The organism is Bradyrhizobium sp. Ce-3 (assembly GCF_022835695.1).
Lineage (GTDB): Bacteria > Pseudomonadota > Alphaproteobacteria > Rhizobiales > Xanthobacteraceae > Bradyrhizobium.
Window position 1 is genome coordinate 18,902 of the sequence record NZ_BQUV01000003.1, and the last position, 12,617, is coordinate 31,518.

Sequence of the window (12,617 nt, forward strand, 5' to 3'; positions counted from 1 at the left end):
GGTCAGGCTCCCTCCCCCCTTGCGGGGGAGGGTTGGGGAGAGAGGTAAGCCCCGGGCGAGATGGGTGAGGAATAGCCGACCGGTGGTCGACGTACGCGACGCGGTTGCCGCATTCTCCGTCGTCCCGGCCTTCGCCGGGACGACGCTGAATATGTGGGGGCACCTGCGGCTCACATCCGCATCACGGCCTGTCGGTCGATCTTTCCCGTACCCGTCTTCGGCAGCTCGTCGATGAATTTCACTTCGCGCGGATACTTGTACGGCAGCAGCTTCGTCTTGACGTAATCTTGCAGCCGCCGCGCCGCCTCGTCGGTGTCGAAGCCGGCCTTGTTCATCACCACCACGGCGCGCAGCGTCATGCGGCGGTCCGGCAATTCGGCGGCGTAGACGGCGCATTCGCGGACGTCGGGGTGATCGGCGAGGCACAGCTCGACCTCGAGCGGATAGACCCACTGGCCGGAGATCTTGATCAGATCGTCCGCGCGGCCGCGGAAGAAGTGGAAGCCGTCGCTGTCGCGGATGAAGCGGTCGCCGGTGTAGATCCAGCCGTCCTCGCGCACCGTCTCGGCGGTCTTGTCCGGCCGGTTCCAGTACAGCGGCGTCGCGGAATCGCCGCGCACCCACAAAATGCCTTCCTCATTGTCGCCGACCTCGCGGCCGTCGCTGTCGCGCAGCCCGATCTCGTAGCCGGGCACGCGCAGGCCAGCGGCGCCGAGCTTCTTCTTTTCAGCGCGGTTGCTGAGATAGACGTGCAGCACCTCGGTCGAGCCGAGCCCTTCGATGATCTCGAGCCCGGTGAGCTGCTTCCAGCCGTTGAACACATCGGCCGACAGCACCTCGGCGGCCGACATCGCCATCCGCAGCGAAGAGAAATCGGCTTGCCCGGCGCCCTCGGCCTTCGTCAGGGTGATGTAGAGCGTCGGAAGCCCGAAGAACACCGTCGGCCGGTATTGCCCGATCGCCGCGAAGATCGCCGCCGGCTTCGGCTGGCCCGGCAGCAGCAGCGCGGCGGCGCCGACCGAGAAGGGAAACGTGATCGAATTGCCAAAACCGTAGGCGAAGAAGATCTTCGGCACCGAGAAGCAGATGTCGCCAGGCTGAAGCTTCAGCACGTTGCGGGCAAAGGCCTGCTCGCTATAGGCCATGTCGTGCTGCAGATGCACGATGCCCTTGGGGCGGCCGGTCGAGCCCGACGAATACATCCAGAACGCCATTTCGTTTCTGTGCGTGTCGGCTGCGTCGAGCTCGGTTGGAAATGTTTGCAACCAGTCGCCAGCGTTGCGGGTCTCGGCAACCGCGTGATCGCCGGCGGGGCCGTTGACCACGACCAGCGTGCGCAGCGGCGTGGCCTTGCAGGCCTCCGCGTTGAAGCGCGAACAGAACTCGGCATCGGTGACCGCGACCTGCGCGCCGGCATCCGACAGATAGAATTGCAGCAGCTCCGGCGTCGTCAGCGTGTTGATGAGCAGCGGCACGAAGCCGGCACGCACCGCGCCGAAGAATGCCGCGGGGTAGGCCGGGGTGTCGTCGAGGAACAGCAGCACGCGGTCGCCGCGCTTGAGCCCAAGCGAAAGCAATGCGTGGCCCCAGCGTGCGGCATCAGCGCAGAGCTCGCGATAGGTCCGCGTGCCGGCCGGGCCGGTCAGCGCCAGCCGATCGGCATTGCCGTTGCCGAGATTGTCGAACAGGATGCGGCTCGCATTGTAGCGCTCGGGGATAGCAAAGCCGATCTCGCGCGCACCGGGATTGTCCTGCGGTACCTGGTCGGCGATCCCGGTCATGATTGTCCCTTTGCGGCCTCATAGCGGGCCATGAAGGCCGGCGACATCGCGCGCAGCCGCGCGTCGTCGATCCGGCCGGAGCGGGTGATGTAGCTGTAGGCGAAATCCATCAGATCGCGCGTCATGTGTTCAGGGAAGTGCTCGTACCAGTCGGCGCTGGTCCGCGCCGCGGTGACGAGCTTCTTCACGATCGGCTTGCGCTCGCTCTCGTAGCGCTCAAGCGCGGCGGCGATGCCGCTTTCCCTCTCCAACGCCTTGGTCAGCGCGATCGCATCCTCGATCGCCAGCCGCGTGCCCGAGCCGATCGAGAAATGCGCCGAATGCAGCGCGTCGCCGATCAGCACCATGTTGCCGTGCGACCAGCGCTCGTTCCAGATCCACGGAAAATTGCGCCACACCGACTTGTTCGAGATCAGCCGGTGGCCGTCCAGGGTCGCGGCGAACACGTCCTCGCAGATCGCCTGCGATTGCTCGATCGTCTTGTCGGCGAAGCCGTAAGCCGCCCAGGTCGCCGCGTCGCATTCGACCAGGAAGGTGCTCATGTCCCTGGCATAGCGATAGTGATGCGCGTTGAAGCAGCCGCGGTCGGTCGCCACGAAAGTCTGCGACAGCGTCGCGAAGGGTTTGGTGGTGCCATACCAGGCGAATTTGTTGGTCGAATGCGTCACCGACGCGCCGAACGCGGCCTCATCGCCGCGCCGGACCATCGAGTTCAGCCCGTCGGCGGCGACGATCAGGTCGTAACCCCGGAGCTCGTCGACCGATTGAACCACGGTGTCGAAGCGCGGCGTGACGCCGACACTGCGCACGCGTTCTTGCAGGATCGTCAGCAGCGCCAGCCGGCCGATCGAAGAGAACCCGACGCCGTCGATCTCGACGCTCTCGCCGCGCAGGTTGAGGGTGATGTTCTTCCAGCTCTCCATCCGCGGGGTGATGGCGTCGACCGTCTCGGGGTCGTCGGCGCGCAGGAAGTCCAGCGCCTGCTCGGAGAACACCACGCCGAAGCCCCAGGTGGCGCCGGCCGCGTTCTGCTCGAACAGATCGATCTCGGCGTCAGGATGACGCTTCTTCCAGAGATAGGCGAAATAGAGCCCGCCGGGCCCTCCGCCGATCACGGCGATCCGCAACGTCTGCCTCCCAGATTGACAGTGTACTTACAATTTGGGTCCAGACTAATCGCCCTCTGGCGGGAACGCCAGAGGGAAAATGCGTGTGGCGCCTAGCCGGATGGCTGCGGAAAGCTCAGTAGCAGCGGCGGACCTTGACCCCGCCGACCCAGACCCAGCGGCAGCCGGCGACGACCGGCTTGCGGACCACGACGGCGCCGCGCGTGCTCGCGCATCCGGCGCGATAGGGGCCGCGCCCGCATACGACGGCGTTGGCGTCGGAAGACTCAAAGGTCATGGTCGCGGCAAAGGACAGCAGGGCCGCGGCGATCAGCAATATTGAGCGCATGATATTCCCTCTCCCGGAGTGAGGTCTGGTTGGCCTGTGGATGACAAAACAAGGTGCTACGGCTCCGTGTCCGGCAAGCACCGGGCACATGTCGTCTCATCGCTTGCGCGGCTATTTCTTTTCCATTTCTGCCAGCACCTTTTTGCAGGCCGCGCTCAGCTTGTCGCTCTGCTTGGCGAGACAGGCGATGATGCGCCCGCCGCCGGGCTCCACGCTCTTGCAATACTTCTCGTAGTCGCCCATGCAGGCATTGCGTTGCGCTGATGTCAGCTCCTGGGCGTAGACGGCGGTCGAGCCGCAGAGCAGCGCGGCGGTCAGGACAATACGCAGCATTGTTCGCTCCCTTTCCGGTCAGTCGCGTGACAACAGGATTACCGTGCCGCGAACGGCGCCAGCACGTCGCGGCACGCCGGTGACAGCGAGCCGGCATTGGTCGCCAGGCACTGCACGATCCGTCCGCCGCCGGGCTGGACACCGCCGCAGATCGAGCGGACGTCGCCGCCACAGGCCGAGCGCAGCACGAACAGCTCTTCGCGCGGCCGCAGCGGCCGCAACATGATCACCGCCGGCGCGGCCGCTGGTGCCGCTGTTGCCGCGGCGCCCGCCTCCGGCGCGGCGCCGCCGCCCGCAGCGGCGACGGCCTTCTCGCAGGCCGGCGACAGCTTGCCCTTGTTCTTCTCCAGGCATTGTAGCGCCGGTGCACCGCCGGTCGGCACGCCCGCGCAGACCTTGGGATAGTCGGAACGACATGCGCTGCGGATCGCCGAAACTTGCGCGCTGGACGGCGCCCCGGCGGCCTTCGGTGCCGCTGCCTCTGTGGCCGGCTTGGCCGTTGCCGTCGCCGCGGGAGTCGCGTCGGTCTTTGCTGCCGCAGGCGCGGCGGCGGCCGGCGCTTCCACGGCCTTCACGGCGCTGGCGCAGCCCGGCGCGAGGCTCGCCATGTTCTTCTGCAGGCATTGCAGTGACGCTTCGCCGCCCGGCGGCACGCTCGAGCAGTGCGCGATATAATCGCTGCGGCATTGCGACTTGATGGCGTCGCGCTGCGCCTGGCTCGGCGCCTGCGACAAGGCCGGTGCGGTGCTCATGAGTGCCGCAAGCGCAAGCCATGCGGAGAGCTTCGTTGCACGTGTCAACGCATTGATCATCTGAATAAATCCTCTGGTCGCGCCGGATGTCTCCGGCTCAACTGAACTGAGCTCTGAAAAAGTCTTGTTGTAACAACCTCGGCGAGCGACATCATTTTCGCTTTCGAGTTCCGCTGCAAGCGGATTGTTGCTATGGATGGCGCAGGCGGATTTTTTGCTCGCCACGACGTCTTTGAATTAAGTCATTTGAATCGAGGCTCGGAAATGAGGCATGCGCGCGCATCGGCACATTTCAGTCAGAGCGATTTTGTGCGGCTGCGAAATGCACCGCTTGCGCGCATCGCCTTCGCCGCATCCGCCTTTGTCAGTTTAAGTGCCTGCGAGCAAAACAGTTTTGTTGCGCCTCCGCCGCCCAAGCTCGAGGTTGCGCCGCCGGTGCAGCGCGCCATCACGCGCTATCTTGACGCCACCGGCAACACCGCGCCGATCAAGACCGTCGATCTGGTCGCGCGCGTGCAGGGATTTCTGGCGTCGATCAACTACCAGGACGGCACGTTCGTGAAGGAGGGGACCACCCTGTTCACGATCGAGCCGGAAACCTACAAGCTGAAGCTGGAGCAGGCACAGGCCGCGGAGGTCGGTGCACAGGCGACGGTGAAGCAGGCCGAGTCCGATTTCAAGCGGCAGCAGGATCTGGTGCAGCGCCAAGCGGTGTCGCAGGCGACGCTGGAAAACTCGACCTCGACGCGGGACAACGCCCAGGCCAATCTGCAGCAGGCCCAGGTCAACACCAAGATCGCCGCGGTCAATTACGGCTACACCAACGTCGCGGCGCCGTTCGACGGCATCGTCAGCAACCATCTGGTCTCGGTCGGCGAACTGGTCGGCGTGGCGTCGCCCACCCAGCTTGCCACCATCGTGCAGCTCGACCCGATCTACGTGAATTTCAACGTCAGTGAGCAGGATGTGCAGCGGGTCCGCGACGAAGCCCGCCGGCTCGGCATGACGGTCAACGATATCAGGCAGTTGCCGGTCGAGGTCGGCCTGCAGACCGAGACCGGCTATCCGCACAAGGGCAAGCTCGATTACGTCGCGCCGACGGTCAATCAGTCGACCGGAACGCTGCCCGTCCGTGGCTTGATCCCCAATCCGGATCGCGTGCTGCTGCCGGGCTTCTATGTCCGGGTGCGCGTGCCCTTCACCAAGCAGGAGAACGCGCTGCTGGTGCCCGACGTCGCGGTCGGCAGCGACCAGGCCGGCCGCTATGTGCTGGTGGTCAATGCCGACAATGTGGTCGAGCAGCGCAAGGTGACCACCGGCCCGCTCGACGAGGGCCTGCGCGTCATCGAGAGCGGGCTGAAGGCGGATGACCGCGTCGTGACCGCCGGACTGCTGCGCGCGATCCCCGGGCAGAAGGTCGATCCGCAGATCCAGAAGGCCGACGCGGCGCCGGCAGCGGCCAAATAGGACGCACGCGCCATGATCTCGAAATTCTTCATCGAGCGCCCGGTCCTTTCCAACGTCATCGCGATCCTGATGATCCTGTTGGGCGGCGTGGCGCTGTATAATCTCGCGGTCGCACAATATCCTGACGTGGTACCCCCGACGGTGCAGGTGACGACGCGCTATCCCGGCGCCTCGGCCAAGACCGTGGTCGACACCGTGGCGCTGCCGATCGAGCAGCAGGTCAACGGCGTCGAGGACATGCTGTACATGCAGTCCTACAGCGGCGCCGACGGCACCTACACGCTGACGGTGACGTTCAAGATCGGCACCGATCTGAATTTCGCGCAGGTGCTGGTGCAAAACCGCGTCTCCTCGGCGCTGTCGCAGCTGCCGAGCGCGGTGCAGAACCAGGGCGTCACGGTGCAGAAGAAGTCGACCTCGATCCTGCTGTTCGTGACGCTGACCTCGCCGAACAAGACCTATGACAGCCTGTTCCTGTCGAACTACGCCACCATCAATATCCGCGATGAGCTGTCGCGGCTATCAGGTGTCGGCAACGTCACGGTGTTCGGCGCCGGGCAATATTCGATGCGGGTCTGGCTCGATCCGAACAAGCTGCAGGTGCGCGGGCTGGTGCCGCAGGACGTCATCCAGGCGATCCAGCAGCAGAGCCAGCAGGTCACCGCCGGTCAGGTCGGCGCGCCGCCGACGCCGGCCGGGCAGGCGTTCCAGTACACACTGAACGTCAACGGCCGGCTCGACGACAAGAGCCAGTTCGAGGACATCATCGTCAAGACCGGCACGGTCGGCGACGTCACCCGGGTCCGCGACGTCGGCTGGGTCGAGCTCGGCGCCCAGACCTACAGCCAGATCTTCTCGCTGAACCAGAAGCCCGCGACCGGCATCGGCGTATTCCAGTCGCCCGGCGCCAACGCGCTGCAGGTCGAGAGGGCCGTCGAGAAGAAGATGGCGGAGCTCGCCAAGCAATTCCCGCAGGACATCAAATACGACACGCCGTTCGACACCACCAAATTCGTCAATGCCTCCATTGAAGAGGTCTACAAGACGCTGATCGAGGCCGGCCTGCTGGTGCTGGTCGTGATCCTGGTGTTCCTGCAGGACTGGCGGGCGATGCTGGTGCCGGCGACCACCGTGCCGGTGACCATCATCGGCGCATTCGCCGGCATGGCCGCGCTCGGCTTCACCATCAATCTGTCGACGCTGTTTGCGATCGTGCTGGCGATCGGTATCGTGGTCGACGACGCCATCGTGGTGGTCGAGGGCGCGGCGCATAATATCGAGCGCGGCATGAACGGCCACGACGCCGCGATCAAGGCGATGGACGAATTGTTCGCGCCGATCGTCGGCATCACCCTGGTGCTGATCTCGGTGTTCCTGCCGGCCGCCTTCCTGCCCGGGCTGACCGGGCGGATGTACGCCCAATTCGCCCTGGTGATCGCCGCCACCGCGCTGCTCAGCGCGGTCAATGCCGCGACCTTGAAGCCGACGCAGTGCGCGCTGTGGCTGCGCCCGCCGGCGCCGCCCGAGCAGCGCAACTTCTTCTATCGCGGGTTCAACGCGGCCTACGACCGGCTGGAGCGCGGCTACACGCGGGTGGTCAGCGGCATCGCCGGGCATGCCAAGACCTCGGTCGCCGTCGCGCTCGTGATCATCGGCCTCGCCGGCTACGGCCTGTCGCGGGTGCCGACCGGCTTCATTCCGATCGAGGACCAGGGCTATCTGCTCGCGGCGGTGCAGCTGCCCGACGGCGCAGCGCTCGACCGCACCCAGCAGGTGCTCGACAAGGTCACCGAGATCGCCGGCAAGACGCCCGGCGTCGATCAGGTGGTCTCGATCGCCGGCATCTCGGCGCTCGACAATTCCTCGAGCCTCGCCAATGCCGGCGTCGCCTATTTGATCCTGAAGGACTGGAGCGCGCGCGGGCCGGGCGAGGATCTGCGTTCGCTGGTCTACGGGCTCAACGACAAGCTCGCGGTGATCCCTGAGGCGCGCATCCTGGTGATCCCGCCGCCGCCGATCCAGGGCATCGGCAACGCCGCCGGCTTTGCCATGCAGGTCGAGCTGCGCGACGGCAATGCCGATTACGGCAAGCTGCAAGCGGTCACCGGCGCGATCGTCGCCAATGCGCAGACCCAGAGCGCGCTGCAACGGGTGCAGTCGTCGTTCCGCTCGATGGTGCCGCAATTCGACGTCGAGGTCGATCGTGTCAAGACGCAGACCCTGCACGTCACCACCGACCAGATCTTCGCGGCGCTGTCGTCCTATCTCGGCGCCAGCTACGTCAACCAGTTCACCAAGTTCGGCCGCACCTTCCAGGTCTACACCCAGGCCGAGGCGCAATACCGCCTCAGCCTGCGCGACATCGAGAACATGATGGTGCGCAACAGCAACGGCGACATGATCCCGCTCGGCACGGTGGCCAAGATCACGCCCTCGGTCGGGCCGTCGCTGATCAGCCTCTACAACCTCTATCCGTCGGCCACCGTGATCGGGCTGCCGGCGCAGGGCTACTCGTCCGGCCAGTCGATGACGCTGATGGAGGAGATCGCAGCCAAGACGCTGCCGCCGGGCTCGGGCTTCGAGTGGACCGCGATGTCGTACCAGGAGAAGGAGGTCGGCGGCCAGATCTACTATGTGTTCGCGCTGGCGCTGCTGCTGGTCTATCTGGTGCTCGCCGGGCAATATGAGAGCTGGTACGCGCCGATCTCGGTGATCCTCGCCGTGCCGCTGTCGCTGCTCGGCCCGACGCTGGTGCTGCTGAGCCTGCATATCGAGAACAACCTCTACACCCAGATCGGCACCATCCTGTTGATCGCGCTGTCGGCCAAGAACGCGATCCTGATCGTCGAGGTCGCGCTCGAGCACCATGTCCGCGACGGCAAGCCGGTGCTGGAATCGGCGATCGATGCGGCGCGGGCAAGGTTCCGGCCGATCCTGATGACGTCGTTTGCCTTCATCCTCGGCGTGCTGCCGCTGGTGCTGGCGACCGGCGCCGGCGCCAACGCCCGCAAGTCGATCGGCATCACGGTATTCTCCGGCATGATCGCCTCGACCTGCCTCGCCGTGCTGTTCGTGCCGGCGTTCTTCGTCGTGGTGCAGAGTTTCGAGAACTGGCGCAAGGCGAAGAAGGGCAAGGCGGCGCCGCAGGCCGCACCACAGGCGTCAGGCACGCTGCATTGACTCCCTCGCCCCGCTCTTGCGGGGAGAGGGTTGGGGTGAGGGGCTCTCTCCGCCAGGTGGTGCGAGTTGCGAGACCTGTACCCCCTCACCCGGATCGCATCTTGCGACGCGATCCGACCTCTCCCCGCAGGCGGGGAGAGGTAACAGAGACGCCTACACCTTCACCATGCGCTTGCCGCGGTTCTCGCCGGCCAGCAGCCCGATCAGCGCCTGCGGCGTGTTCTCGATCCCGTTGATGACGTCCTCCTGCACCTTGAGCTTGCCGGAGGAGACCCAGGACTGTAGCTCGGCGAGTGCGGCGTCGCGCTGGTCCATGTAGTCCATCACGATGAAGCCCTGCATGACGAGCCGCTTCACCACGATCAGGCCGGGCACGCCGCGCGGGCCGTGTGCGGAAGGGACGCCGTCATATTGCGAGATCGCGCCGCAGCAGGCGATGCGGCCGCGGTTGTTCATCTGCGCCAGGCAGGCCTCCAGGATGTCGCCGCCGACATTGTCGAAATAGACGTCGATGCCATCAGGGGCCGCTGCGCGCAGCGCCTTGTAGGTGGCGCCGTCCTTGTAGTCGACCGCGGCGTCGAAGCCGAGCTCGGAGGTCAGCCAGTGGCACTTGTCCTTGCCGCCGGCGATGCCGACCACCCGGCAGCCCTTGATCTTGGCGATCTGGCCGACGATCGAGCCGACCGAGCCGGCGGCCGCCGACACCACCACGGTCTCGCCCTGCCTGGGCTTGCCGACATGCAGCAGTCCGAAATAGGCGGTCAGCCCGGCGACGCCGTAGACGCTGAGCAGATGCGTCATCGGCTCGAGCTTCGGCATCTTGGCGAGGTGCTTGGCCGGCACGGCGGCATAGTCCTGCCAGCCGGTGTCGCCGAACACGATATCGCCCGGCTTCAGGCCCGGGTCGCTCGACGACACCACCTCGGCGATGCTGCCGCCGGCCATCACGGTGTTGGCCTCCACCGCGGCGCGGTAGGTGGCGCCGTGCATCCAGGCGCGGTTGGCGGCGTCGAGCGAGATGTAGCGCGTCCGCAGCAGCGCCTCGCCGTCCTTCGGCGCGGGGATCGTGCCCTGGGTCAGACGAAAATGCTCCGGGCCGAGCTTGCCGGTCGGCTTTTCAACAAGCAGGATCTGGCGATTGACGGTGTCGTTCATTGGCTGTGTCTCCCCTCACGTTGGCAGTTTCGCATGCAGTTTGACTGCACTGTGCGCAGCTCATTGCACAGATTGTGCGCTGCATGAACGCTAATCCGCGCGCTGGCATTCCACAACGGGAACAGATCGGCAAAGTCCCGCTGGGCGCGAAGCGTGTTGCGTAGCTGCGTAAATCTGCCACACTTGCCCTTCGCCGGGAACTTACGGGGGTAAGAGAATGTCGAACAGGTTTACGCAGTACATCCTGATTGCGATGGTCCTTGGCATCGCAATGGGGACGATCGTCTTCAACTATCTTCCTGACAGCCGTGCCGAGATCGCCGCAGACGTCAACCTGATCGCGATGCTGTTCCTGCGCCTGATCAAGATGATCATCGCGCCGCTGGTGTTCGCCACCCTCGTCGGCGGCATCGCCCATATGGGAAGCGGCGCCAAGCTCGGACGCATCTTCGCCAAGACCATGGGCTGGTTCGTCTCCGCCTCCTTCGTCTCGCTGCTGCTCGGCCTCGTGATGGTCAATTTGTTGCAGCCCGGCGCCAATTTCCCCGGCACGCTGCCTGACAAGGCGCAGTCGACCGGCCTGCCGGTCTCGGCGTTCTCGATCGAAAAATTCCTGACCCACCTGATCCCGACCTCGATCGCGGATGCGATGGCGCAGAACGAGATCCTGCAGATCGTGGTGTTCGCGGTGTTCTTCGCGGTCGCGCTCGGCGCCATGCCCGAGCGCGCCAAGCCGATCATGAGCCTGATCGACGACCTCGCCCACATCATGCTCAAGGTCACCGGCTATGTGATGCTGTTCGCACCGATCGCGGTGTGGGCCGCGATCATGGCGACCGTCTCGAAGAACGGCCTCGGCGTGCTCTGGAAGCTGATCGTGTTCATGGGCGGCTTCTATCTGTCGCTGCTGATCCTGTGGGGCATCCTCGTGATGGTCGGGTTCGTCGTGATCGGGCCGCGCTACAGTCACCTGTTGCGGCTGATCCGTGAGCCATTGATGATCGCGTTCTCGACCGCCTCCTCGGAGGCGGCCTACCCGAAGACGCTGGAGGGGCTGAACAAGTTCGGCGCCTCCTCGCGGATCTCGGCCTTCGTGCTGCCGCTCGGCTATTCCTTCAACCTCGACGGCACGATGATGTACTGCACTTTCGCCAGTATCTTCATCGCGCAGACCTACCACATCGAGATGTCGCTCGGCACGCAGTTCGCGATGCTGGCGACCTTGATGATCACCTCGAAGGGCGTCGCCGGCGTGCCGCGCGCGTCGCTGGTGGTGATCGCCTCGACGCTGTCGCAGTTCGGCATCCCGGAGGCGGGCCTGCTGATGATCATGGGCATCGACACCTTCCTCGACATGGGCCGCAGCGCCACCAACGTGATCGGCAACTCGCTGGCCACCGCCGTGGTCGCCAAGTGGGAGGGCGAGCTGAAGGCCGAGCACGAGCTCGGGCCCGACGACGCCGTGCCGCAGGATGCGGTGCCCGGCGCCGTGATGGCCGGCCATTGACGGGAGGGATGCATGCATCGCGCCCGCTGGAGGCCGATACGGGCTGAGGCGCCTCGGCCGTCGACATGCCTGCTGTCAGCATGCCTGCTGGCGGCAAGCCTGCTCGCCGGAGCGGCCTCGGCACAGCCGGCGGGCGAGGGGCTCAGCCCCACGCTCGCCAACATCAAGGCCACGCACGCGGTGCGGGTCGGCTATCGCGAGAGCTCGCCGCCGTTCTCGTTCCTCGATCACTCCAACCGGCCGATCGGCTACAGCCTCGAGCTGTGCGATGCGATCGTCGACGAGATCGGGGTCGAGGTCGACGACGCCAACCTCAAGATCGACTACGTCAAGGTGACCTCCGACGACCGCATTCCGGCTGTTGTCGACAAGAAGATCGATCTCGAATGCGGATCGACCACGGCGAATGCCGAGCGCGGCAAGCTGGTGGCGTTCTCGCCGCTGATGTTCGTGGCCGGCACCAAGCTGATGGTGCCGAAGGCCTCGGGGGTGACCCAAGTCGCCGGCCTCAAGGGCAAGACGGTGGTGGTGACCAAGGGCACCACCAACGAGCAGGCGATGCACAATGTCGACGCCAAGCAACAGCTCGGCCTCAACATCGTCACCGCGCCCGATCACGAGCAGTCCTACCAGATGCTGGTGGACGGCAAGGCGGATGCGTTCGCGACCGACGACATCCTGCTCTACGGCCTGATCGCGCGGCACAAGTCGCAGGACAAATTCCGCGTCACCGGCGACTATCTGTCCTACGATCCCTACGGCATCATGTACCGCAAGGGCGAGCCGCAGATGAAGGACGTGGTCGAGCGCGCCTTCCGCAAGCTCGCCTCGAACCGCGACATCGTCCCGCTCTACAACAAATGGTTCGTCGCCCGCCTGCCGACCGGCGAGAGGCTCAACGTCGCGCTGTCACCGCAGCTCGAAGATGCCTTCAAGGCGCTCGACGATTCGCCGGGTGGCTCGAACTAGCCTCGAAATTCCGGCCTC

10 protein-coding genes are annotated in these 12,617 nt (G+C 65.4%); 4 read left to right on the plus strand and 6 right to left on the minus strand.

The window, feature by feature from the left end; translation table 11 throughout:
* Positions 1–170 precede the first annotated feature (170 nt).
* The 5 genes from BRSPCE3_RS11145 to BRSPCE3_RS11165 all read right to left on the minus strand — a co-directional run bounded on the left by BRSPCE3_RS11145 (position 171) and on the right by BRSPCE3_RS11165 (position 4,381).
* Positions 171–1,781: a benzoate-CoA ligase family protein gene (locus tag BRSPCE3_RS11145; RefSeq protein WP_244065868.1), complete on the minus strand. Its 1,611-nt coding sequence runs from the start codon at positions 1,779–1,781 to the stop codon at positions 171–173.
* Positions 1,778–2,908 carry an FAD-dependent monooxygenase gene (locus BRSPCE3_RS11150; protein WP_244065869.1) on the minus strand — a complete coding sequence of 377 codons (1,131 nt, stop codon included), beginning with the start codon at positions 2,906–2,908 and terminating at the stop codon, positions 1,778–1,780. Before BRSPCE3_RS11150 ends, BRSPCE3_RS11145 begins: the two co-directional genes overlap by 4 nt.
* Before the next feature lie 115 nt (positions 2,909–3,023).
* Positions 3,024–3,236, minus strand: coding sequence for a hypothetical protein (locus tag BRSPCE3_RS11155; protein ID WP_244065870.1), 213 nt, complete (start codon positions 3,234–3,236; stop codon positions 3,024–3,026).
* A 111-nt stretch (positions 3,237–3,347) separates the two neighbouring features.
* Positions 3,348–3,569, minus strand: a complete 222-nt coding sequence (locus BRSPCE3_RS11160) for a cysteine rich repeat-containing protein (protein WP_244065871.1) — start codon at positions 3,567–3,569, stop codon at positions 3,348–3,350.
* Between the two features lie 38 nt (positions 3,570–3,607).
* Positions 3,608–4,381, minus strand: coding sequence for a hypothetical protein (locus BRSPCE3_RS11165; RefSeq protein WP_375709895.1), 774 nt, complete (start codon positions 4,379–4,381; stop codon positions 3,608–3,610).
* 249 nt (positions 4,382–4,630) lie between these two features.
* Here BRSPCE3_RS11165 and BRSPCE3_RS11170 point away from each other — a divergent pair, with 249 nt between their 5' ends.
* Together BRSPCE3_RS11170 and BRSPCE3_RS11175 are read left to right on the plus strand one after the other, a co-directional pair.
* Entirely contained in the window at positions 4,631–5,788 is a 1,158-nt protein-coding gene (locus BRSPCE3_RS11170) for an efflux RND transporter periplasmic adaptor subunit (protein WP_244065873.1), read from the plus strand.
* A gap of 12 nt (positions 5,789–5,800) precedes the next feature.
* A complete protein-coding gene (locus tag BRSPCE3_RS11175; RefSeq protein ID WP_244065874.1) occupies positions 5,801–8,968 on the plus strand; it encodes an efflux RND transporter permease subunit in 3,168 nt (1,055 codons plus the stop codon).
* Between the two features lie 153 nt (positions 8,969–9,121).
* Here the strand turns inward: BRSPCE3_RS11175 and BRSPCE3_RS11180 are convergent, their stop codons facing one another.
* Positions 9,122–10,123 carry an NADP-dependent oxidoreductase gene (locus BRSPCE3_RS11180; protein ID WP_244065875.1) on the minus strand — a complete coding sequence of 334 codons (1,002 nt, stop codon included), beginning with the start codon at positions 10,121–10,123 and terminating at the stop codon, positions 9,122–9,124.
* Between the two features lie 217 nt (positions 10,124–10,340).
* Between BRSPCE3_RS11180 and BRSPCE3_RS11185 the strand changes: the two genes are divergently transcribed.
* Positions 10,341–11,630, plus strand: coding sequence for a dicarboxylate/amino acid:cation symporter (locus BRSPCE3_RS11185; protein ID WP_244065876.1), 1,290 nt, complete (start codon positions 10,341–10,343; stop codon positions 11,628–11,630).
* A gap of 12 nt (positions 11,631–11,642) precedes the next feature.
* Positions 11,643–12,599, plus strand: coding sequence for an amino acid ABC transporter substrate-binding protein (locus BRSPCE3_RS11190; RefSeq protein ID WP_244065877.1), 957 nt, complete (start codon positions 11,643–11,645; stop codon positions 12,597–12,599).
* Positions 12,600–12,617: the final 18 nt, after the last annotated feature.

What these genes read in the sequence shown, in the direction of transcription:
- BRSPCE3_RS11180 (WP_244065875.1), bottom strand. Translation starts at nt 10,123, where the DNA reads ATGAACGACACCGTCAATCGCCAGATCCTGCTTGTTGAAAAGCCGACC.
- BRSPCE3_RS11185 (WP_244065876.1), top strand. Translation starts at nt 10,341, where the DNA reads ATGTCGAACAGGTTTACGCAGTACATCCTGATTGCGATGGTCCTTGGC.
- BRSPCE3_RS11155 (WP_244065870.1), bottom strand. Translation starts at nt 3,236, where the DNA reads ATGCGCTCAATATTGCTGATCGCCGCGGCCCTGCTGTCCTTTGCCGCG.
- BRSPCE3_RS11160 (WP_244065871.1), bottom strand. Translation starts at nt 3,569, where the DNA reads ATGCTGCGTATTGTCCTGACCGCCGCGCTGCTCTGCGGCTCGACCGCC.
- BRSPCE3_RS11145 (WP_244065868.1), bottom strand. Translation starts at nt 1,781, where the DNA reads ATGACCGGGATCGCCGACCAGGTACCGCAGGACAATCCCGGTGCGCGC.
- BRSPCE3_RS11175 (WP_244065874.1), top strand. Translation starts at nt 5,801, where the DNA reads ATGATCTCGAAATTCTTCATCGAGCGCCCGGTCCTTTCCAACGTCATC.
- BRSPCE3_RS11190 (WP_244065877.1), top strand. Translation starts at nt 11,643, where the DNA reads ATGCATCGCGCCCGCTGGAGGCCGATACGGGCTGAGGCGCCTCGGCCG.
- BRSPCE3_RS11165 (WP_375709895.1), bottom strand. Translation starts at nt 4,381, where the DNA reads ATGATCAATGCGTTGACACGTGCAACGAAGCTCTCCGCATGGCTTGCG.